General features: G+C 67.5%; 24 protein-coding genes. 15 read left to right on the forward strand and 9 right to left on the reverse strand.

From position 1 onward, the window contains the following. From AB0K18_RS42060 to AB0K18_RS42075, 4 genes are all read left to right on the forward strand, one after another. The coding region (locus tag AB0K18_RS42060) for a polymorphic toxin-type HINT domain-containing protein (RefSeq protein ID WP_364926423.1) at positions 1–747 on the forward strand (747 nt) is incomplete at its 5' end. Positions 748–876: 129 nt separating this feature from the next. Next, positions 877–1,296 (forward strand): SUKH-4 family immunity protein, encoded by a 420-nt coding sequence (locus tag AB0K18_RS42065; protein WP_364926425.1) that lies wholly within the window; start codon positions 877–879, stop codon positions 1,294–1,296. Positions 1,297–1,896: 600 nt separating this feature from the next. Then, on the forward strand, positions 1,897–2,049 hold the full coding sequence (locus tag AB0K18_RS42070; RefSeq protein ID WP_364926426.1) for a hypothetical protein: 153 nt from the start codon (positions 1,897–1,899) through the stop codon (positions 2,047–2,049). Positions 2,050–2,363: 314 nt separating this feature from the next. Further along, positions 2,364–2,852, forward strand: coding sequence for a hypothetical protein (locus AB0K18_RS42075; RefSeq protein ID WP_364926427.1), 489 nt, complete (start codon positions 2,364–2,366; stop codon positions 2,850–2,852). Between the two features lie 200 nt (positions 2,853–3,052). On the opposite strand, the gene AB0K18_RS42080 is transcribed toward AB0K18_RS42075, so the two are convergent. After that, positions 3,053–3,532 carry a hypothetical protein gene (locus AB0K18_RS42080; protein WP_364926429.1) on the reverse strand — a complete coding sequence of 160 codons (480 nt, stop codon included), beginning with the start codon at positions 3,530–3,532 and terminating at the stop codon, positions 3,053–3,055. Between the two features lie 277 nt (positions 3,533–3,809). Here AB0K18_RS42080 and AB0K18_RS42085 point away from each other — a divergent pair, with 277 nt between their 5' ends. The 7 genes from AB0K18_RS42085 to AB0K18_RS42115 all read left to right on the forward strand — a co-directional run bounded on the left by AB0K18_RS42085 (position 3,810) and on the right by AB0K18_RS42115 (position 8,079). Beyond that, positions 3,810–4,181, forward strand: a complete 372-nt coding sequence (locus AB0K18_RS42085) for a hypothetical protein (RefSeq protein WP_364926430.1) — start codon at positions 3,810–3,812, stop codon at positions 4,179–4,181. Between the two features lie 62 nt (positions 4,182–4,243). Further along, positions 4,244–4,576 (forward strand): hypothetical protein, encoded by a 333-nt coding sequence (locus tag AB0K18_RS42090; RefSeq protein ID WP_364926431.1) that lies wholly within the window; start codon positions 4,244–4,246, stop codon positions 4,574–4,576. A 24-nt stretch (positions 4,577–4,600) separates the two neighbouring features. Further along, a complete protein-coding gene (locus AB0K18_RS42095; RefSeq protein ID WP_364926433.1) occupies positions 4,601–5,062 on the forward strand; it encodes an SUKH-3 domain-containing protein in 462 nt (153 codons plus the stop codon). Continuing rightward, complete coding sequence (locus AB0K18_RS42100) at positions 5,055–5,831, forward strand: barstar family protein (RefSeq protein ID WP_364926434.1); 777 nt, start codon at positions 5,055–5,057, stop codon at positions 5,829–5,831. The genes AB0K18_RS42095 and AB0K18_RS42100 overlap by 8 nt, the downstream gene beginning before the upstream one ends. 336 nt (positions 5,832–6,167) lie before the next feature. After that, a complete protein-coding gene (locus tag AB0K18_RS42105; RefSeq protein WP_364926436.1) occupies positions 6,168–6,521 on the forward strand; it encodes a hypothetical protein in 354 nt (117 codons plus the stop codon). 91 nt (positions 6,522–6,612) lie between these two features. Further along, positions 6,613–7,335: a hypothetical protein gene (locus tag AB0K18_RS42110; RefSeq protein WP_364926438.1), complete on the forward strand. Its 723-nt coding sequence runs from the start codon at positions 6,613–6,615 to the stop codon at positions 7,333–7,335. Positions 7,336–7,398: 63 nt separating this feature from the next. Further along, positions 7,399–8,079 (forward strand): copper homeostasis protein CutC, encoded by a 681-nt coding sequence (locus AB0K18_RS42115; RefSeq protein WP_364926440.1) that lies wholly within the window; start codon positions 7,399–7,401, stop codon positions 8,077–8,079. 10 nt (positions 8,080–8,089) lie between these two features. Here the strand turns inward: AB0K18_RS42115 and AB0K18_RS42120 are convergent, their stop codons facing one another. From AB0K18_RS42120 to AB0K18_RS42140, 5 genes are all read right to left on the reverse strand, one after another. Further along, complete coding sequence (locus tag AB0K18_RS42120) at positions 8,090–9,133, reverse strand: aldolase (protein ID WP_364926441.1); 1,044 nt, start codon at positions 9,131–9,133, stop codon at positions 8,090–8,092. 85 nt (positions 9,134–9,218) lie between these two features. Beyond that, positions 9,219–10,520, reverse strand: a complete 1,302-nt coding sequence (locus tag AB0K18_RS42125; protein WP_364926442.1) for an FAD-dependent oxidoreductase — start codon at positions 10,518–10,520, stop codon at positions 9,219–9,221. Between the two features lie 87 nt (positions 10,521–10,607). Further along, a complete protein-coding gene (locus AB0K18_RS42130; RefSeq protein ID WP_364926444.1) occupies positions 10,608–12,107 on the reverse strand; it encodes an AMP-binding protein in 1,500 nt (499 codons plus the stop codon). Positions 12,108–12,123: 16 nt separating this feature from the next. Then, positions 12,124–13,140 (reverse strand): hypothetical protein, encoded by a 1,017-nt coding sequence (locus AB0K18_RS42135; RefSeq protein WP_364926446.1) that lies wholly within the window; start codon positions 13,138–13,140, stop codon positions 12,124–12,126. A gap of 52 nt (positions 13,141–13,192) precedes the next feature. Next, a complete protein-coding gene (locus AB0K18_RS42140; protein ID WP_364926448.1) occupies positions 13,193–14,260 on the reverse strand; it encodes an LLM class flavin-dependent oxidoreductase in 1,068 nt (355 codons plus the stop codon). Between the two features lie 100 nt (positions 14,261–14,360). Here AB0K18_RS42140 and AB0K18_RS42145 point away from each other — a divergent pair, with 100 nt between their 5' ends. Further along, positions 14,361–14,831 carry a hypothetical protein gene (locus AB0K18_RS42145; protein WP_364926450.1) on the forward strand — a complete coding sequence of 157 codons (471 nt, stop codon included), beginning with the start codon at positions 14,361–14,363 and terminating at the stop codon, positions 14,829–14,831. Here AB0K18_RS42145 and AB0K18_RS42150 read toward each other — a convergent pair. Beyond that, entirely contained in the window at positions 14,828–15,769 is a 942-nt protein-coding gene (locus AB0K18_RS42150; RefSeq protein WP_364926452.1) for an acyl-CoA dehydrogenase family protein, read from the reverse strand. The two genes, AB0K18_RS42145 and AB0K18_RS42150, sit on opposite strands and share 4 nt — an antisense overlap. A gap of 133 nt (positions 15,770–15,902) precedes the next feature. On the opposite strand from AB0K18_RS42150, the gene AB0K18_RS42155 reads away from it, so the two are divergent. Continuing rightward, positions 15,903–16,574, forward strand: a complete 672-nt coding sequence (locus AB0K18_RS42155) for a hypothetical protein (RefSeq protein WP_364926453.1) — start codon at positions 15,903–15,905, stop codon at positions 16,572–16,574. 93 nt (positions 16,575–16,667) lie between these two features. Next, positions 16,668–18,413 carry a proline--tRNA ligase gene (locus AB0K18_RS42160; RefSeq protein WP_364926455.1) on the forward strand — a complete coding sequence of 582 codons (1,746 nt, stop codon included), beginning with the start codon at positions 16,668–16,670 and terminating at the stop codon, positions 18,411–18,413. A gap of 147 nt (positions 18,414–18,560) precedes the next feature. Here AB0K18_RS42160 and AB0K18_RS42165 read toward each other — a convergent pair whose 3' ends face one another. Next, complete coding sequence (locus AB0K18_RS42165; protein WP_364926457.1) at positions 18,561–19,022, reverse strand: ferritin-like domain-containing protein; 462 nt, start codon at positions 19,020–19,022, stop codon at positions 18,561–18,563. Then, positions 19,019–19,492: a hypothetical protein gene (locus AB0K18_RS42170; protein WP_364926459.1), complete on the reverse strand. Its 474-nt coding sequence runs from the start codon at positions 19,490–19,492 to the stop codon at positions 19,019–19,021. Before AB0K18_RS42170 ends, AB0K18_RS42165 begins: the two co-directional genes overlap by 4 nt. Positions 19,493–19,736: 244 nt before the next feature. On the opposite strand from AB0K18_RS42170, the gene rimP reads away from it, so the two are divergent. Continuing rightward, entirely contained in the window at positions 19,737–20,222 is a 486-nt protein-coding gene (gene rimP / locus AB0K18_RS42175; protein ID WP_364926461.1) for a ribosome maturation factor RimP, read from the forward strand. Position 20,223 lies beyond the last annotated feature (1 nt).

Genomic DNA, 20,223 nt, shown 5'->3' on the forward strand with positions numbered 1-20,223 from the left:
GACGGCTCGACCAAGCCGATCGAAAAGGTGGAGACCGGCGACGAGGTAGTGGCCACCGACCAGGCGACCGGCCGCACGGAAGCCCGCCCGGTCCTCGCGTTGATCAGCAGCAAGGGCGTCAAGAAGCTGGTCGACATCACCGTCACGGTGGACGGCGCCAAGGACGTCATCACAGCGACGGACAACCACCCGTTCTGGGTCCCGAAGCGCAAGGCCTGGCTGACCGCCGGCGCCCTGCAGCCCGGCATGTGGCTGCAAACCTCAGCCGGCACGTACGTCCAGATCACCGCAATCGCCCACCGCACCGCCACCCAACGCGTCCACAACCTGACCGTCCAGGACCTCCACACCTACCATGTGGTGGCCGGCAGCCAGGCCATCCTCGTTCACAACGATCAGATTCCGTATAGTGAGGATAATCCTCTTTGTCGAGCTGTCTTGGACCGGCGGGCCGCTGATAACAATAAAACGGGAAACAACTATGGAGCGGCTCTACTTGACGACGGGGAGGTCATCACTGGACGATCGAACAAGCGGAGACATGCTGAGCAAGATCTCATGAACCAGGCTAATGGTAGGGAAATCCTCGAGTTGTTCTCCGAGCGAGAGCCATGTGCCAATAAGTGCGAGGAATTGACTAGGGGCATGAACCCATCCTGGGCGGTGCCCTGGAATGGAGTTGATCGCTCAAAGTCAAACGCCGACCTCAAGGAGATGCTCAAGGGCTTGTTCAACAATAGGGGATAAGGTGCTGCTCGGGCAGTCCGATGCGTCAGGAGTGTGATTAAGTCGAACGCCAACGGTAGGCCAAGTCCAGCATGGATTACCATGCCGCCAATCGACGGCCTTCCGCCTAATCTTATTAGGCTATTCTCGGTGACCGGAATTCCTTCAGGTATGCTTGGCGGCGAATACGAGGCGGCAGAGCATTTGACTCTCATGGAGGTGCCGGGGCGGGGAGGTCTGATCCGTTTTGGCGAAACCAAAAATGGGGATATCTGTATAGATCCGAGCACGGGGGAAGTGCTTGAAGTCATTGGACAAAAGAGAGACTGTGCCCGCTTGGCTAACACGAACATTCATTTGTTCATCGAATCAGTCAAGGCGGTCCTCGACAGATTCCCGTTCTACTCGGTCGGAAGCGATCTTGATAGCAGGGTTATCGTTGCGAACGATCTGACGGAGCTGATTCGTGCGATAGATTCATTCGCAGTTTATCAGGATAGTTTTTGGAGTACCTTCATCGACGATGTTGAGATTGGAGACTACGCCACTGAAGAAGTGCTTGAGGAATAGAATATATCGAATTTTTAGCCGGTTGACCTGTTGTGGAATGATGAGCAATTGTTGGCGAAAGGTGCATTTGTAAGCTGGTCGTCAAGTGTGTATGCGGAGGAGGTGGCGTCGTTCCTGCAAGTCGTACGTCATCGGCAATTAGATGAATGTCTGCTGCGCTGCAGCAGGCGATGGATAGCCTCAACCGGTGCCTAAATTTCGATCGCCGCAATCGAGCACTGCACTGCTGCCTAACATGTCCACCAGATTGACAGGCGAGCACTCGGCGGCTCCTGCAACAATCCTCATAGCCACATACGATCGACGAGTGGCAGCTTCCTTTTGCTCGCGTTGTCCATATGTTCGAGGGCGCGGTGTTGAAGGTGGAATTGGGCGTGGGTGTCGGCGCCTGGTGGGATGTCACCGTCGACAACCGTAGGGGGGTGTGCGTCTGGATCGATACGGTGGGCGAGGGTCACATCCCGTGCGAGGAGCTTTGGTGGGCGCTCTTCGTGTGCGGGGCATCGTACGTTGAGCCCTTGACGGTGGAGTACGCCTCAGTATGGACCGGCCAGCAGAGCATCGGCCTTTGATGCGATTGACGCTGACATGGAGGTCCTCGTGCATCAGGTCGAGGAAGCCCTGGACCTCGCCAGAGGGCTCCTCGACGAGGACTCTTCATCCGCCCCGCAGGTCACACAGCTTCCCTTGCTGATGCGCCGTTACTCGGCGATCAAGTTCGACGTACCCGACACCTCTGATGCGGACGGGTAGCTTTCCAGTACGGCGGGGAGAACTGGCTCTCAGAGCCGACCTTCGTCATCAGCCTGCTCCGCCAATTCGAGCTCGCCGATCCGTGCGGAGGGCACGTTGGCTACGTCCAGGTCGAGTTCGGCTTCAGGTATCCATTGGACGACGAGCTAGAAGCCGTCGGGAACCATTCCGCCTGGTGGCTTCCGGGTGCTGAACTGACCTTCGATGAATGGCTGGCGTCTGTCTGTCAAACTCCGATCATGGATATCCTGCACGGGTGTGGAGCCCCAGAGACCTAGGATGATGGGCGTGAATTTTTCGGCGTCTCTGAGGGCGTGGACTGGCAGCAGTTCGAAGTGATGACTGGCGATGCCACCGGTGTTCCGCCGGTGCTCGACAAGCTTCTCCACGGCTCCAGAAGCGAGCGGGAGGAGGCGTTTCGGGGACTGGAGGGCAGGGTCGTGAACCAAGGTGATCTCTTCGGCTCGGCTGTGGGGGTGACCGAAGTCATCTTGGCTGAGCTGCGCCTGAAGAAGTACATCCACGAAGACGCCTGGTTGATGCTGCATGAGATATATCGCGGTAGCTCCTACGGTCGTTCGATAGTCGTCGATGGTGAGCCACGCGACGTCGGGGATCATTGTCGCCGGTTGATTCTTGAGGCTTTGCCTGTCATTGATGAAGCGATGAGGCCACTGGATGGCGAGGACTTCGCGTATGCCGCCTTCTTATTGGGCGACATCGGAGAGGATAGTGATCAGGCATCCCTATTCTGGAGCGTGAGGTGGCGAACTCCGGTGGTTCTCGGCTTGACTCCGCCCTGACTGGATTGGAGATTGCGTTTGATCTTTCTGACGAGCGCAAGGCTCGCGATGGGACGACCTGAAAGGTCCCGGCAGGGCGGTCTTCGCAACGGGCAGTATTGATTGTGCGTGGGAGAAGAAGGACGTTCGGGTGCGCCGGTCGGCCGGTGCGGGGCTCGTCAACGTTTCCTGGTCCGTTGAGAGTGTTCGGGCCGAGCTTGTCAGGGGTGGGCGAAGAGGGTGGGCGTGCAGCTGGACGCGATGGCGAGGGTGCGGCCCGTTGGGGAGAATCCCGCTGCGCGGATCTCGCATGCTTCTTCGCGGTGAATGTGCCACCAGGTTGATCCGGGTGCGTCGCGGTACGGATCGCCCTCGTACGACAGCAGGATGTTTTCGTTGGGCCAGTTGGGCGTGACGATGTCAATGGACCATCCGTGGGTGGTGGTCGTGTGCAAGCCGCCGCCCAGGAGGCCGGAGATCTGGATGGCGGTGCCGGCCAGAGGGCCTATTCCTTCGCAGGTGAGGGTGCAGTCGTCGGGCCATGCTTTGTCTGGGTCGGGGTCGCGTGCCATGCGCTGGCCGGTGACGCAGTCGATGACGCCGCGTGCCTGATGAGAGGTCACGAGGATGATGTCTTCGCCCGAGTCCGGGTGTGGGGCGAATCCGACGCCGGTCAGGCCGCCGACGGGTAAGGGTGGCAAGGGGCGCCATGGTGTCGGCGGCGGCCGAAGTGGAGCGTTGCGGAATCGGGCTCGAAGGTTTTCTTGATGGGCGTTCAAGATGTCGAGTCCTGTTGGCGGTTGGGACGTGGTGAGGGGATGAGGCATCATATGCCTGACACGGGTGAGACGCGTGCCCTGGTCGGCCGGTAAGGCTATCTCCGTTGTCGCGGCGGCGAGGGCTGTTCTTGACCGGTGACTGAGCTGCTTCGGGTACGTCGGAATGGGCGGAGTTCCCTTATGCTGGCAAGTGCAGCCGATGGCGATCCTTTCGCGTTGGCGGAGCGACTTCATGAAGCGTTGGTGCGGGGGGGATTCCGGGGCTGGTAAGCAGCTGATCGGTATGCTGCCTCAGCTTGAGGAGATGGCCTCGGAGGGGCGGCCGGAGGTTCGGGCTTTGCTCGCCGGGCTCTACTTGGAGCGGCTCAAGGAACCGGAGAAGGCGTACTACCTTTTCACCGCCTCGGCCGATGCCGGCCATCCGGCGGGGCAGCGTGGGCTGGGCTCGATGCTGGCCAACCGTATAGGTGTGGAGCGGGATCTCGATGCGGCTCGCGAGCTGTTCGAGTCTGCGGCCCTGTCGGGTGATCTGTTCGCTCTGTTCAACCTGGCGATAATGTACCTCAAGTGAGTCGGTGTTGAGCAGGACGACTCCAAGGGGCGGAATTGTTGCGGCGCGCTGCCGACGGAGGGTTGCCGGTCGCCAACGCCGTTCTGGGTGATCAGTTCGCGGCGCGGCGGGATCTCGTGGAGGCGCGCGCCCGGTATGACGTGCCGGCAGGGGGTGGGGTGTCCGGGGTCATCTTCAGGCTGGCGGAGTGGTGTCGGGATGGGGTGGGTGGGCCGGTGGACAAGGTGCAGGCAGTCCGTTGGTTCCTGAAGTTGCTTGACTTCGGTGACGGTGACGGCGTCCATGAGGCGATAATGCTGGCTCGCTCGATGTCCGATGAGGAGATCAGGACGGCGGCGCGTCTTGCTGACAGAAGCGGCGAGGCGGGGGTTCTCATCGGCGTGGCCAGGAGATGACCGGCTGTCGGAAGGTGGCATGTGGTGAGGCGGTTCTCGTCCGAGGTGGAGCGAATGTTACGTCGTGCCGGCTGGTTTCCGGGTAGACAGGTTGATATCGAGGCGTGGAAAGCGTCGTTGGCACTGTTCGATTGGCATGATGAGGTTGAAAGATTTCTCCGTGAGTTCGGGGACATCTCTGTGGACGTGCGAGGCCCAGGCATAACGACCGCTCGGGAACCGTTCGAGTTCGACCCTGAATTGGCGGTGGGTGAGGAAGACAGATTTGCGGAGCTCTCCCGTGACTTCCGGCGGAGGTTCTTTCCCGTTGGAGCAGTGGGTACGGGTGGAGAGTTCTTTCTGGCCATCGATGAGCAGGGGTATCTTTACCTGGTAATCTCGTGGGTTTTCTACCTGGGAGACGTCACCAGCGGGATAGAGCGGCTCGTCACTGGAGTCAAGGCGGAGCGCGTGGAACGGACTGTGGAGGATGTCGGCGGTGACTGACGTCAAGTACGCGCTTCGTGAGTTCAGGACATCCGGGTGCATCCTTACCATGGCCGACATGGACGGCTTTTTCATCGGTGATCGCTCGTTCTATGAGGACTATGAGTGCCCAGACGAGACGCCGGGTCACCGACTTTCTGTTCCTTTGCGCGCGGCCCAGGTCTCGCATGGGTGGCGGGGAAGATGGGATGAGCCATGGCGTATTGCGGGTGATGTCCAACTCGAGATCTGGGACCGATCCGGCAGGAGTATCGGTGAATATGATCTGATGAGTGTGGAGATCACTCTCGCTTCTCCTGATGGGGATGTCGGGGAAATGCAGGCGACTGTGAGTCTGCCGCCACATGCCTGGGCGAAGCCTGTGTGGGAGGCATGGCGAGTCGGCCCGCCGGTGCAGCTCAACCAGTGGTGGGACATTCCCGTTGGGCAGCGGGAGGGGTGGGTGGAGGTCGCTCAGCACAGCATGATCGCTAAACGTCCTCATCGCGAAGAGATCGTGCTTGACGGCCGAGGTGTGGTTGACCTGGCCAGTTTCTTCTGCGCGATAGGGGAGGCCGTGCACGGCCCTGGAGGATATTTTGGGTCGAACTTCATGGCGCTTCACGACTGCCTGCGCTGCAGGCCTTCCATACTGCTGCACTGGCAGGATTACGCCGTAGCGGAAGAGCACCTGTCGCACTCCGTTGACTTAGAGGAAGGTCCGATGCGATGGATCGACATCATCATGGGCTACCTGTCTGCTGCCGGCACTCGTGTGGTGCTTGAGTGACATGAAGCTCAATGCGGCTGCTCTGCGGAAGATCGCCTCAGACTGGTCGGCGCTCTATCCTGAGTTCACCGTGTGGAAGCCGCTGCGGCTCATGCGGCGGGTAGGTCCTGTCGTCCTAGGAATTACGCTGGATCGTTCTACCTCTGGGGATGCTTACTATCCGCATGCCCACGTGCATGCTCTGACTCGCGATTTTCCGGATATCTCTCTCACGCTCACTCAGAGGCTGGTGAAGCTGTCGGGAGCGCCGGAGGGGACCCCTTTGAACGGCATGGCGAGAAGTTCGTGGACGCCGCGTGCCGTTTGAAGGCTCAGAGTCCACTTCCTCTGGAGGCAGTGCCTACCCTGGAGCAGGTTATCCAGCGGTACCAGAGCTATGCGATGGACGTGCAGCGTGCACGTATCCCGAATGCGATTCCGGAGCTGGAGGACTGCGTGCTTGTTCCGGCGGTTGCTGGTGATGATGAGCTCGCCAGCGAAAGCCTCCAAGCAGCAACAAGGGTTGCTGCCGACTGGTCGAAGGCGGAAGCCCCTTGGGGGTGGGATGGAACGGAGAATTGGTTGGAGTGGCTGGCCCGCAGGATGCTGGATGTAGAAGGTTTGGCGGCCACTGTGGAGGAGCAGGTCCTCAAGCACGAGTTGTCGACGGTTCGCACAGTTCCGTGGACACGCCGGGGCCCATGCGGCTGAGTGAAGCCGTGGACGAGTTCAACTGACGGCAGTAGAGCGCACATCCTCGGTCGTCCCGGTCCTCCTGGAGATCCTCGAAGACGGGGGAGAGGTGGCGCTGAGGATGCGTGTTGCGGACGGGGAGTGGCGGACTTACTCGGGTGGGATCGTTGACATATTCGAGCCGGCTGAAGCGTCGCAGGTGGCTTCTGTTGAGGAGCAGCGTATTGCCGTTCATCGGTTCTTCGGACTGCCTGTGACGGGCGGATGGGATTGGAGTTCCGTGTCGACCGCTACGGGGAAGGCGGCGGAACTGTTGCCGCTTCTCGATGACCTGCTTGAAGGTGATGAGCCGCAGCGCGACAGAGCGTTCGGCAGCATCTATGGGGGCGTCGTGAACCAAGGGGATCTGTACGCGGCGGCTGCGCCGGTTGTGGACAGGATCTTAGCGACGTTGAAAACACAAGGATCGCTACCTGAGTACGCGTGGCTCATTCTTCATGAGATCTTCCGCGGCGCTTCGTACGGCCGCAGGGTATGTGCTCCCGATGGGGAGTATGACATCGAGGTATATTGTCGGAGAAAGATTCTCGGTGAGGTAGATCTCATCGGCCGGTCGATTGCGGGATTGGCCGGGAACACCTTCTTCTACTGCATGTTGCTTTTCGGCGGCATGGGCGAGTACAGCCCTGAAGTCAGAGCGATCCTCGAGCAGGAGGTTTCGACGTCCACCGGTGAGCGGCGGCAAGTGGCGAGTGATGCCTTGGAAGTGGCGGTCGAGCTTGCGGCGGAGAGGGCTTCAGGGGTGAGGGGGCCGTCCGATGATCAGCGGTGATCGGCCGACAGCGGGGTGGCCATAGTGGCACAAAGGGACAGATAGCCCTATAACCTCTCCTCCATGACCGGATCCCTGCTTGAGGTGATCGCGCTCAACGTGCGCGACGCCGTGGCCGCGGAACAGGGCGGCGCCGACCGCCTGGAGGTCGTGGCCGACATGGCGGCCGATGGGCTGACTCCCTCCCCGGAGACGGTCGCCGCGATCGCCGCAGAATGCCCCCTCCCCCAGATGGTGATGTTGCGCTGCGATGCCCACTTCGCGGCCGATCCCGACGTGCTCGACCGGCTCAGGCGGGATGCCAAGGCGCTCGCTCAGGCGGGTGCGGCCGGGTTCGTGTTCGGGTTCCTTGATGGTGGTGGGGCGGTGGATCTGGCGGCAACCGAGGCGCTGATTCATGCCGTCTCGCCGTTGCCGTGGACTTTTCACCGGGCCGTCGACCATGCGGCCGATGTGCATGCGGCGTGGCGGGCCGTGCGGCTGCTGCCGAATCTCGCCACCGTGCTGACGTCCGGGGCGCCGACCGGGGTGGCGGACGGGCTGCCCGTGCTCAAGGCGCGGGCCGACGCCGGTGACGCGTCGATCGTGCTCGCGGGTGGTGGGTTGCGGCCGGCTCATGTGCCGGCGCTGCTGGACTATGGCGTCAGGGCCTTTCATGTCGGGTCCGCCGTACGGGCGAGCTGGTCCGATCCGGTGGAGTGGCGGCTCGTACGCCAATGGCGGTCCCTGGTCGAGCGCGACTGACAAGCCCCGATCAGGGGAGGGCCTGGTCGGCGCGGCGGAGGGCGGCGGCCAGGGTGCGGATGGTGGCGGGTTCGTCCATCACGCCGCCCCCGGCATCCCGCCGCTCCTGCCAGGCCAGCACCCGCTCCCGGTACGCGTCATACCGGGCCAGGTGGAAGGCGTACACGGTGGCGAAGCGGCTCACCAGGTGGGACGGGTGCATGTCCCAGCCCTGGTAGTAGCCGTGCCGCAACGAGTGGCGGACGAGCTCGGCGTGCCGCCGCCACAGCGCGTGGACGTCGGCCGTCCGGTCCGAGGCGGGGGAGGCGGCCAGTGAGCCGTCGGACAGCTCGACCCCCGTGCCCGCGAACGCCGTCTGCATCACGTGCCGGGCGTGATCGCAGGCCGGATGGTCGAGCCGCTGCTCATGCGGCGGCAGCCCGATCGCGGCGGTGTAGTCGAAGACCCCGAAGTGCGCGGCGGCCAGCCGCCCGCCCAGCGACTCGTTGAGGTCGCCGCGCAGGAACGGCAGCGTCTGCGGCGCCTCCACCTGCATCTCGAAGCGCAGCCGCGTCCCGAACTCACCCTCCAATTCACCACAAACCCCGACAAACTGCCCAAGGTACGCTTCCATCAACACCTTGGGAAATGTCACGATGAATCCGGGGGGCACCTCCGCGACCGCCCCCACCACCCCGGCCAAGAAGACCCGCAACGTCTCCACCGACCGAGCAGGATCCCCATCGGCGAAGGACTTCACCCGCACCCCCCACCGCCGAGGCAAGGCCCCGGAGGCATGCAGGGCGGCGACCGCCTCGGCGGCTTGGGCAGCGTGGGCATCCTCGACGGCATCCCCACGCACCCCGTATCCGTCCTCGAAGTCGATCCGCAGATCCTCGACGGGCTCGGTGGCGAGCTTACGCAGCACCTTGTCATGCACGGCGGACGCCAGAGCCCCGGGCACGTCGAAGACGGAAGCCACCTCGGCAGGGCCGGAAAGATGCGCCTTCACCAGCGAAGACGCGGAATCACCCCAGTCGGCGACCGTCCCGGCGGAGAACCGGTCAGCGGGCACGTAGACGGTATGGACAGGCTGCCAGGCAGGCTCGGAAGGGGAGGGATAACGGGCCTGCTGCACCCGATAAGCCTCCGAGAACCCCTCAGGGACGGCACGCACGGAGCATGGCCTCCAAGCCCACGAGCTTCACCCTCTCGCCCCGGCCCAGAGAACGGGCCAGCTCGGTCTCGGCCGCCTCGATGCCCAGCCACTCCTCGTACGTGACGGGCTGGACGCCCCGACCGGCCAGCAGCGCCTCGATGGACCCGGACCCGGACCGAGGCGACCCGGAGAGGTCGGAAAGCAACGTACGGACGGTTTCAGCGGCATCCGACTTGTTGGTGCCGATCACCCCGGTAGGCCCCCGTTTGAGCCACCCGGCGACGTACTCCCGCTCCCGCACCCGCCCCGCCACATTGGGCACCGTCATGCTGGACTCGGAGAACGGCACCCCGGGCAGCGGTACACTCTGATACCCGACCGACCGCAACACCATCCCGACGGGCAGCGTCTCGTACTCGCCGGTGCCGACCACCCGCCCCTCCTCCGACAGGCGGGTGCGTTCAAGACGGAGCCCCTCGACCCGCGAGGTGCCGAGGATCTCGACGGGCCGCAGCCAGAACCGCACGTCGAGCCGGCGCGCCCGCCCGACGGGCTCGCGCGCCGCCCACTCCTGCAGCACTTTGATGTTGCCCTGCACCTGACGCGGGAAGTCGGCGCCGAGCACGACGGCCTCATCGGGCCGCACGCACACGTCGGCGTTGGCCAGCTCGCCCAGCTCCCGCAGCTCCTTGAGGGTGAACTTGGCGTGCTCGGGCCCGCGCCGCCCGATCATGTGGATGGCCTTGACCTGGCTCTCGCCGAGCCGTTCGAGAACCTCGTGGGGCACGTCGGTGGCGCGCAGCTCCTCGGCGGTCTTGGCCAGCACGCGGACGACGTCGACCGCCACGTTGCCGACCCCGATGACGGCGACCTCGGAGGTGTCGAGCGTGAAACGTGCGGGATCGACGTCGGGGTGCCCGCAGTACCAGTTGACGAAGTCGGTGGCGGCCACGCTGCCCGGCAGGTCCTCGCCGGGGATGCCGAGCTTCCTGTCGACCATCGCGCCGGTGCAGTAGACGACGGCGTCGTAGACGCCGAGCAGGTCGCCGACCGACAGGTGGGAGCCGAGCGTGACGCCGCCGAAGAAGCGCACCTGCGGCAGCTCCAGCACCCTGCGCAGGTAGTTGGCGATCGACTTGATGGACGTGTGGTCGGGCGCGACACCGTAGCGGACCAGCCCGTACGGCGTCGGCAGCCGCTCGAGCACATCGACCTGGACAGGCTCGGCCGCCTGCTTGACCAGCGCCTCGGCCGTGTAGATCCCGGCGGGGCCCGACCCGATGACCGCCACGTGCAACGTCACGCTGCCTCCCTATGCCGGTTGTGCGTGCGCCCGGGATGTGACCGATGTATCCCCGTTTGCCGCCACGGCTGAACCCGCATCCCCAGGCTACTCGCCGACCGGCCGATCATGCCGTAACGCGAGCTTGTCCACTTTGCCGTTGACGTTCACGGGCAGGGCGTCGACCACGATGACCCGCTTCGGCACCTTGTAGCCGGACATGTTGGCTTTGGCCCAGGCGATCAGCGCCGCAGGATCGGGACGCACGCCCGGCCTGCCCACCACGTACGCCACCCCCGCCTCACCCGAGACGGGGTCGGGCATCCCGATCACCGCCGCCTGCGCCAGCGAGCCCTCCCGCAGCAGCAGCGACTCCACCTCGGCGGGCGAGACGTTGAACCCGTTGACGATGTAGAGCTCCTTCTTGCGGTCCACGATGGCGAGGTTGCCCGCCTCGTCCAGCACGCCGACGTCCCCGGTGTGCAGCCAGCCGCCGGAGTCCACCACCTCGGCCGTGCGCTCGGGCTCGCCCCAGTAGCCGCGCATCACGCCGTAGCCGCGCTGCAGGATCTCGCCGCGCTCGCCGGGCGCGACCTCCTTGCCGTCGTCGTCCACGACCTTGACCTCGATGCCGGGGACGGGCCTGCCGGTGGTGTTCGCGACGACGTCGATGGGGTCGCCGGCCCTGGTCATGGAGACGACCGTGCCTTCCATCAGCCCGTACGCGTTGATCATCCGTTCGAGACCCACCTCGCCGACCAGGCGGGTGATCAGGCTGGCCGGTACGGCCGCCGCCCCGCAGATCGCCACCCGCAGCGACGAGACGTCCCAGGAGCCGCGCTCCAGTTCGTCCAGCACCCGGGAGAAGAGCGTGGGCGGCCCGGCCAGCACGCTCACCCGCTCACCCGCGATGAGCGACATCAGCGCGCCCGGCGCGAACGACGCGATCGGCAGCATGGTGGCGCGGCGCAGCACACAGGCGATGAGCCCGGCGTTCAGCCCGAAACCATGGCTGAAGGGGGCGATCACCGGATAGCGGTCGTGCGGGCCGAGCGTGACGATCTCCGACCAGTCGAGATAGCCGCGCAGAATCTGCGCGTGGTCGAGCATGACCCCCTTCGGGGTGCCGGTGGTGCCGGAGGTGGCCATGATCTCGCACAGATCGGAGTCCCGTACGGCCAGCGCCCGCTCCTCGGCCTCCCGCGCCGGCACCCGCGCGGCGAGCCCTCCCATGAAAACCACGCGCGTCCCCGGCAGCAGATCCGGGGAAGCCCCCGGCCCCGCGATCACCACCTCCGCACCGGTCCTGGCGACGAGCTCGCCCGCCTCGATGCCCTTGTAGCGGGGCGAGAGCGGCACGATCACCGCGCCCGCGTCCCAGATCCCGAACGCGTGGACCACCCACGAGGCGGAGTTCACCCCCCAGAGAGCCACCCGGTCGCCGGGCGCGACGCCCAGCGCGAGCAGCCCCCTGGCCACCTCGGACGCCGCCGCCCGCAGCCGCGCCAGAGTGAGGCGCGGGCCGCCGGGTTCGGCGATCACGACGTCGTCGGGATGCCGTTCGGCCTGGTCGCGCAGCATGCGGGGAAGCGTTTCCCAGGATCCCATGGGCTGCCCCTTGCTCTCAGGTGATGAGTGACCTGTCCCTTCCGAGGTGGTGGCCGCGCAGGTCGTTCACGGTGCCCGGCGCGGGGGCCTCGGAGACCTTGGGCGCGATCTCGACGGCCACGGAGATCGGGGTGAGCGCGCGTACGGACTCCTCGATGCGCGCCTTCCACATGGGGTTGCCGATCAGGCTCTCGCGCCCGAACGTCACCGTCAGCGCCGCCGTGTCCAACGTCCCCTGCCTGCTGACGGCCAGCTCCCACCCCGTCACGCCGTCGATGCGCGACAGCGCCTTCTCCAGCCGGGGCAATGCCAGCCACAGGCCCCTGACCAGCACGTGCTCCCCGACGGTGTGCGCGGGAAAGGCGCCAGGGGCGAGGGCGACGAGACCCGTCCTGAGCACGGCGTCGGGCGTGGTGAGGACGAGCTCGGCCGGGCCTGACTCGATCAGCACGTCCTCGGCGGGCGACGCCAGAGCCAGCAGATCGTCCGCGAGCGGCGTCAGCGGGTCCTGTTCGGCGGCTCGCCAGGCCAGCGCGGCCCCGCCGAACGGGCTCGCCAGCACCTCCGTCACCCGCGCCCCGAACTCGTGCGCCAGATGGCCCATCGTCCGCTTGGAGGCGATCTCGCCGGTCAGCACGATGGTCCTGAGCCCGAGATCCAGCGGGTCCAGGAGGAACTCCAGGTGCAGGCGGGCCAGGAAGTCCATCGCGCCCGTCGGGGTGGCGACCAGCGTGGTGGCCCTGAGCGCGGTCAGCGCGTGGTGCAGCCGCATCCGGCCGCGCGGCCCGACGGCGGCGCCCGCCTCGGCGACCTCGGCCGCCGCCGCGGCCCACAGCGAGCCCGCCGGCTCGGCCAGCGCCACCACGACCCGGTCACGCTCGCCGACGCCCGCCGCGCGCAGCGCCCGCGCCGTACGGGCGTGGTCGTCGGGGCCGAGCGGGACGGCGGTCGTGCCGTCGGGGGAGACGAGCAGCAGCCCGGAGACGGAGCCGGCGGCGGCCCCGAGGTCGTCCCGGGTCGGCCAACGGCCCATCAGCGCATCACGTCCTTCAGCCTGAGACCGTCCCGGGTCGGCCGGCGCCCCATCAGCGGATCACGTCCTTCATGAAGAGCGTCATCGACGCGCACACGTGCTCGTGCGCGAGGCCGCCCACCTGCGCCTGGATGATCAGGTCCGTCGCGCCGGCCTCGGCGATCCTGGCCAGGGCCTTGCGCGAGCCCTCCACGTCGTCCACCACCACCATCAGGTGCTCGCGCAGCGTGGCCATCGACTCGTCGGGCGGCAGCCCGGCCGCGAGCTGGCCGAGCACGCGGTGGGTGGCGTGGCGGGCGTCGTAGTAGCCGGGCGGGGTGACGAGGTTGACCTGGCGGCGGATGTACCACAGCACGGGGTCGGCGGCGGTGGTGATGGCCTCGTCGCGGGTGGGGGCGACGTACCAGGGGATCATCAGCGCGACGCGGCGGGAGGCGGGGTCGAGGCCGTGCTCGGCCAGGCAGGCGCGGTAGGCCGCGATGTCGGCGGCGACGTCGTCGATGCCCTTGAGCATCGTCATGCCGAGCAGGTTGTAGCCGTGCCGCGCGGCGGCCAGGTAGCCCTCCAGCGAGGTGGAGGCGACCCAGACCGGCGGATGGGGCCGCTGCACCGGGCGCGGGTAGACGGCGACGTCAGGGATCTCGAAGAACTCGTTCGAGCGGCTGACCGGCTCGCCGTCGGCCTGCCAGATGGCCAGCGTGGCCTCCAGCGAGTCCTCCCAGATCTGCCGAGACCGCTCGAACGGCCGGCGGAAGGCCTGGTACTCCAGCGGCGAGGCGCCCCGCCCCGTGCCGAACTCCACCCGGCCGCCGCTCAGCACGTCCAGCGTGGCGACGCGCTCGGCCGTGCGGATGGGGGACTGGAACGGCAGCAGCACCACCCCGAGCCCGAGCCTGATGCGCTCGGTGCGCTGCGAGATGGCGGCCAGGACCAGGTCGGGGGCCGAGGAGTGGGAGAAACCCCGGGTGAAGTGGTGCTCGACGAACCAGGCGGCCTCGAAGCCGAGCCGGTCACCCAGCACGACCTGGTCCACCACGTTCTCGAACGCCTGCCGCTCCACGTCCCTGGAGCGCCCGCGCACCTCCAGCTCGTACCCCAGGCTGATCCGTAGGGACGTCATCGCGCCTCCGGAGAAGTAGAAAACCAAGCGCTCGCTTGGTAGAGCGTATCAGCGGCAAAGACTTGCGGGAAGGGCGCGGCGACGATCAGAGTGGGTGTTCGTGAAGCGAAAGCACGCGCTGCGGCGGACCAAGAGCGGCACGTCCGCCTCCTCAGGCGACGAACTCTCGCTCACCGGCGCCCGCAGGTACGAAGCGTTCGGCCGGGTGATGGCCGCGCTCGCGACCGAGGCCGACTTCATCGAGTCCTGCCGCGACCTCACCTGGTGGCGCGGCGCCGACCACAGCTGGCACATCGAGTGGCGCGACGGTCCTTACGCGTCGGAGGTGGCCGCGCTACTCGCCGAGCAGGTACGCGGCCGCGACGGCTCCCTGGTCACCCAGGCGGGTCCCGGCCGGCCCGGCTCGGCGGTGCTCGACGTGATGGGCGTGCGGTTCGAACTGCGCGCCATCGACCCCATGGGCCGCGCCACCGTACGCGCCCGCCCCGGCCTCTGGCGGCTGGCCGAGGCGCTCGACACCACCCGCCGCACCAACACCCGCCACCCCTGGGAAGAGCTGCTCGGCGGTTAGTCCCCGAAGACGTGCGCGCCCAGGCGGGCGCGGTGCGCCTGCGGCGGGCCGAAGAGCTGGGCGTCGGAGGTGGCCCGCTTGAAGTAGCGGTGCGCCGGATGCTCCCAGGTGATGCCGATGCCGCCGTGCACCTGGATGTTCTCGCCCGCCGCCGTCAGATACGCCTCCGTGCAGTACGACCCCGCGATCGCCGCGCTCACCTCGCCCACGTCCGCCGCCGCGCCCAGGGCCGCCGAGCGGGCCGACTCGACCAGCAGCAGCACGTCGGCCAGCTTGTGCTTGATCGCCTGGAACGACCCGATCGGCCGCCCGAACTGGTGCCGCCGCCCGGCGTGCTCCACCGCCATCTCCAGGCACCGGGCCGCCCCGCCGACCTGCTCGGCCGCCAGTGCCGTGATGCCGAGGTCGCGGACGCGGGCCCACGACCCGCCCCCGAGCCGCCTGGCGCGGGTCCGCTCGAAGCGCAGCCGCTGCAGCGGGCGGCTCTCGTCCATCGTCACGTACGTCTCGCGCTCCGCCGGCTCCGCCGTCACCAGCAACCCGTCCACGTAGGCGAGCACCAGGTCGCCGGCCGGCGCGTACGGCACCTCGCCGGTCAGCAGGTCACCGTCGAGCCGCAGGTCACCGTCGCCGGGCAGCACCACGGTCGCGCTCGTCCCGCCTTCGGCGAGCGCCGCCAGCTCGTCGCCCGCGTCGCACTCGCGCAGCGCCGCGACCGCCATGACGGCGGATTGGAGGAACGGGTGGGGTGACAGGACGCGGCCCAGCTCTTCGGCGACGGCGGCCATCTCAAGGGGGCCGCAGCCGGCGCCGCCGTACCGCTCGGGGACCATCAGGCCCGCGAGCCCGAGCTCGCGCGCGCACTCCTGCCACGACGCGCCCGGGCGGCCGGCGAGATGGTCGCGGACGGCGGCGCGAAGGTCATCGGCGAGTGCCACGCGAATATCGTAACCAAGCGCTTGCTAGCTTTGGTAGGGATATGACCGAAATTTGCCTTTTCGGGACGTATGCATAATCTGGAGCTGGTCATCCCCATACGCATCGGGGGGAGGGGTTGACCAGGGAATGGACATGAACAACACCACGATCGAGTACGCCGACTTCGCCGAATACGACCGGCGCCAGCGCGCCATCGAACATCATTTGCTGGGCGCCTTCTTCGGCGGCCTCGCCGTCGGCATGCTCGGCATGCTCCTTTCCGGCAACGGCCCCCACTGGGCCGGCCAGATCTACGACCCTTACGCCTACCTCGCCCTGTCCCTGGTCGTCGGCGCCACCGCGTCGGGATTCGCCTGGGCGCTGCTGACCACGTTCCTCGCCTCGCTGTCCACGCTGGTCGCCGCCATCGGCGCGAGCGCGCTGCGCGGCGCCGACCCCTTCCACCTCACCGGCCCAGGCGCCGCCGGGCTCAACTGGACGCTCGCGCTGCTCGTCTGCCTCGGTTTGCTCGCCTACGCCACCCGCAGGGACGACGTCTGGGGCGACGTCGCGGCGGGCGCGGTCGGCGCGGCGCTGATCGCCGACGTGGTGGCCAGGGCGGCCCCGGGCGTCGTGGAGAGCGAGCAGTCGTTCTGGCCCGGCCCCGCGGTGGTGATCGGGGTGCTCACCGTGGCCGCGGTGCTCGTCCTGCGCAGGAACGTCCGCGGACGGGTGCGCGCGCTCGCGCTGTCGGCCACGCTGGCCGGGCTGGTCACGGCCGGCATGACGGCCGCCATGGCCGGCTGGTTCCCCCTCGCCGGCTGAGCGCGGCCCGAGCTGTGGATAAGCGCGAGCGCATCGCTCCTCCGACTCGATAGCCTGTAGTCCTTCACATCCAGCTTCGAGCAAGGAGTAGCCGTGTTGCTGCGCATGTCGTCGTTGTTTCTTCGCACCCTGCGGGACGACCCGGCAGACGCGGAAGTGCCGAGCCACAAGCTCCTGGTCCGTGCCGGCTACGTCCGCCGCGTCGCCCCCGGCATCTACTCCTGGCTCCCGCTCGGAAAGATGGTGCTGGAAAACGTCGCCAAGATCGTCCGCGAGGAAATGAACCGCATGGGCGGCCAGGAAGTGCTCTTCCCCGCCCTGCTGCCGCGCGAATACTACGAGGCGACCGGTCGCTGGACCGAATACGGTGATCTGCTCTTCCGCCTGCACGACCGGAAAGGCGCCGACTATCTTCTCGGCCCCACCCACGAGGAGCTCTTCACCGACCTGGTCAAGGGCGAATACTCCTCCTACAAGGACTATCCGGTCACGCTCTACCAGATCCAGACCAAATATCGCGACGAGGCGCGGCCCAGGGCGGGCATCCTGCGCGGCCGCGAGTTCGTCATGAAGGACTCCTACTCCTTCGACCTCGACGACGACGGCCTCAAGCGCTCCTACGAGCAGCACCGCGAGACCTACATCAGGACCTTCGACCGCCTCGGCATCGACTACAAGATCGTCTTCGCGCAGTCGGGCGCCATGGGCGGCTCGGCCTCCGAGGAGTTCCTGGCCCCCACGCCCACCGGCGAGGACACCTTCGTCGCCTGCCACTCCTGCGGCTATGCCGCCAACGCAGAAGCCGTCGTCACCACCGCGCCGCCCGCCAAGTCCCTCGACGACGCGCCGGCGCTCACGGTCATGGACACCCCCGACACGCCGACCATCGAGTCGCTGGTGTCCCACGTCAACGAGCACCACGGCCTGTCCATCACCGCCGCCGACACGCTCAAGAACGTCGTCGTCAAGGTCGTCACCCCCGGCTCCGACAAGGTCGAGACGCTGGTCATCGGCGTGCCCGGCGACCGCGAGGTCGACTTCAAGCGCCTGGAGGCGGCGCTGTCGCCCGGCGAGCCCGCGATCTTCGAGGCCGAGGACTTCGCCAAGCACCCGGGCCTGGTCCGCGGCTACATCGGCCCGCAGGTCCTGCGCGAGCTCGGCATCCGCTACCTCGTCGACCCGCGCGTCGTCACCGGCACCGCCTGGGTCACCGGCGCCAACGAGCCCGGCAAGCACGCCGCCAATGTGGTGGCGGGGCGCGACTTCGTCCCCGACGGCACCATCGAGGCCGCCGAGGTCCGCGCCGGCGACCCCTGCCCGCGCTGCGGCTCCGAGCTGTCCATCGACCGCGGCATCGAGATCGGCCACATCTTCCAGCTCGGCCGCAAATACGCCGACGCGGCCGGCCTCGACGCGCTCGGCCCCGACGGCAAGCCGATCCGCATCACCATGGGCTCCTACGGCATCGGCGTCTCCCGCGCGGTGGCCGTGATCGCCGAGCAGGCCCACGACGAGCTGGGCCTGGTGTGGCCGCGCGAGGTCGCGCCCGCCGACGTCCACATCGTCGGCACCGGCAAGGAGAACCAGGTCGAGGCCGCCCTTGAGCTGGGGGCCGAGCTGGAGTCGCGCGGCCTGCGAGTGCTGGTCGACGACCGGCCGCAGGTCTCGCCCGGCGTCAAGTTCAAGGACTCCGAGCTGCTCGGCGTCCCCACGATCGTCGTCGTCGGCCGCGGGCTGTCGCAGGGCGTCGTGGAGCTGCGCGACCGCGTCTCGGGCGAGAAGTCGGAGATCCCGCTCGCCGAGGCCGCCGACCGCATCGTGGCCGCCGCCGGCGCTTAAGACAGGCGTGGAGCCCGCTCAGGCCGAGCGGGCTCCACTCACGCCACGGGCAGCGCCGCCTTCGTACGCCGGCGCACGACCACCGGGCCCACCAGAAACACCGGCCGGGTCACGAACACCGAAGAATCCCCCTACCGCTGAGCGGGGTCAGCCGCCCGGGGGAGGTGAGGCGGGCGGGGTGGCCGGCTGCGGCATGCCGGGGAAGGCCGCCGGCTGGGCGGCGCGGAAGGCGTAGGAGCGGGTGACCGACTCCTGCATGGCGAGCGCGGCGTAGCGGCGCAGCTTGACGTCCTGCGCGGCGGCCAGCTCCAGGTACGCCGCCGTCACCCCCGCCTCCAGCTGCACCGCCAGATCGGTGGCCAGCGTGGCGTCGGAGGGGATGAACGGCAGCTGATAGGACGCCTCCGGCTCGACCGGCCGCCCGCCTCGCGAGGTGATGGAGGAGCGGAGCTGGTCGCGCCGCGCCCGGTGGGCGTCGTAGGCGGCGCTCATGCGGTCGCGCAGCCTGCCCGACGTGCGCGCCCCGAGCAGCCCGTACGCGAACAACACGGCGTGCTCGGCCGCCAGCGCCTTGCCCAGCTTCTCCACGTCGTCGCCCGCGGCCGTCACAGCGACCTCGGCAGGGCGATCGCATGGACGGCCTCGCAGGCCCCGATGCTGGCGATGAGCTGGGCGATGCCGGGCGAGACCGCGTCGAGCTGGCGGGCGCGCGCGGCGGCCGCCTTGCGCTCCAGGTCGCGCAGCCGTTTCAGCGACGGCTTGCGCGTGGTCGGCGAGGATGAGGGCGCGGCTGAGGTGGCCGCGGTAAGGGAGACGGCCGGGACGTGCTTGCGCAGCTCGTTCAGATGGGCCTGGTGACGGTCACGAAACGGCACCAGCTTGCCGCCCCCGTCGGCGATCAGCGCCGAATAGAGCGCGATGGTACGTTCCTTCTCCGCGATGAGCGACTTCAGCAGCACGACCTCGGGAGAGTCGGGCGCCGGAGAGGGCGGCGGAGGCGGACCTGAGGCGCTGCAGGCGGTCAGAGCGGCCGCCCCGCCCGCCAGCACGGTTCGCCGGGAGAGCTGACGCGGGCGCACGAACTCCAACCTCCACTTGTCACCTACCTGGCAGGGCCTGGCTACCGGCCTCGGTAGCATCGTACGGCCAGTGCCCGCGCTCGCCGTCCGGCGACGCTCCGCCATTCGACCACGACGAGTGGCGCTCTCTCCGTGCCCTCATACGGATAGGGTGTCAACTGTCGTCGCTGGCTGAGAGGTCAGACGGCGGGAGAGCCAGTGGCGAGGTCCGCCCGGCTGAGACATGACAATAGGGGAGGTCGATATGGGCAGCGCATCACCCCGCGACCACCTGATGAAGCTCCTGGAGCCCGTGGTCAGCGCGGAGGGCCTCGACCTGGAGGACATCACGGTCACCCAGGCGGGCAAGCGGCGGCTGCTGCGCGTGATCGTCGATCGCGACGGCGGCGTGAGCCTCGACGACGTGGCCGACGTCAGCCAGGCCGTCTCCACGGCGCTCGACGACACCGACGCGATGGGCCAGGCGGCTTACACGCTCGAGGTCTCCTCGCCGGGCGTCGACCGCCCGCTGACAGAGCCGCGCCACTGGCGGCGTGCGGCCAAGCGGCTGGTGAAGGCGGAGCTGAAGGACGGCACCGTGGTCGAGGGCCGCGTCAAGGCCGCCGACGAGAGCGGCGTCGACCTCGACGTCGCAGGCGAGCCGCGCAGGCTCGATTTTGAGGACCTGACCCGCGGACGGGTGCAGGTGGAGTTCCGCCGGATCGACGACGTCGACGGCGACGAAGGCTAAG

The sequence above is a fragment of the Nonomuraea sp. NPDC049421 genome (genome assembly GCF_040677005.1).
Classification (GTDB): domain Bacteria; phylum Actinomycetota; class Actinomycetes; order Streptosporangiales; family Streptosporangiaceae; genus Nonomuraea; species Nonomuraea salmonea.

Coding starts and splice junctions, on each gene's coding strand:
- AB0K18_RS42115 (WP_364926440.1), top strand. CDS start 7,399: ATGACCGGATCCCTGCTTGAGGTGATCGCGCTCAACGTGCGCGACGCC.
- AB0K18_RS42135 (WP_364926446.1), bottom strand. CDS start 13,140: ATGGGCCGTTGGCCGACCCGGGACGACCTCGGGGCCGCCGCCGGCTCC.
- AB0K18_RS42155 (WP_364926453.1), top strand. CDS start 15,903: ATGAACAACACCACGATCGAGTACGCCGACTTCGCCGAATACGACCGG.
- AB0K18_RS42130 (WP_364926444.1), bottom strand. CDS start 12,107: ATGGGATCCTGGGAAACGCTTCCCCGCATGCTGCGCGACCAGGCCGAA.
- rimP (WP_364926461.1), top strand. CDS start 19,737: ATGGGCAGCGCATCACCCCGCGACCACCTGATGAAGCTCCTGGAGCCC.
- AB0K18_RS42085 (WP_364926430.1), top strand. CDS start 3,810: ATGGCGATCCTTTCGCGTTGGCGGAGCGACTTCATGAAGCGTTGGTGC.
- AB0K18_RS42140 (WP_364926448.1), bottom strand. CDS start 14,260: ATGACGTCCCTACGGATCAGCCTGGGGTACGAGCTGGAGGTGCGCGGG.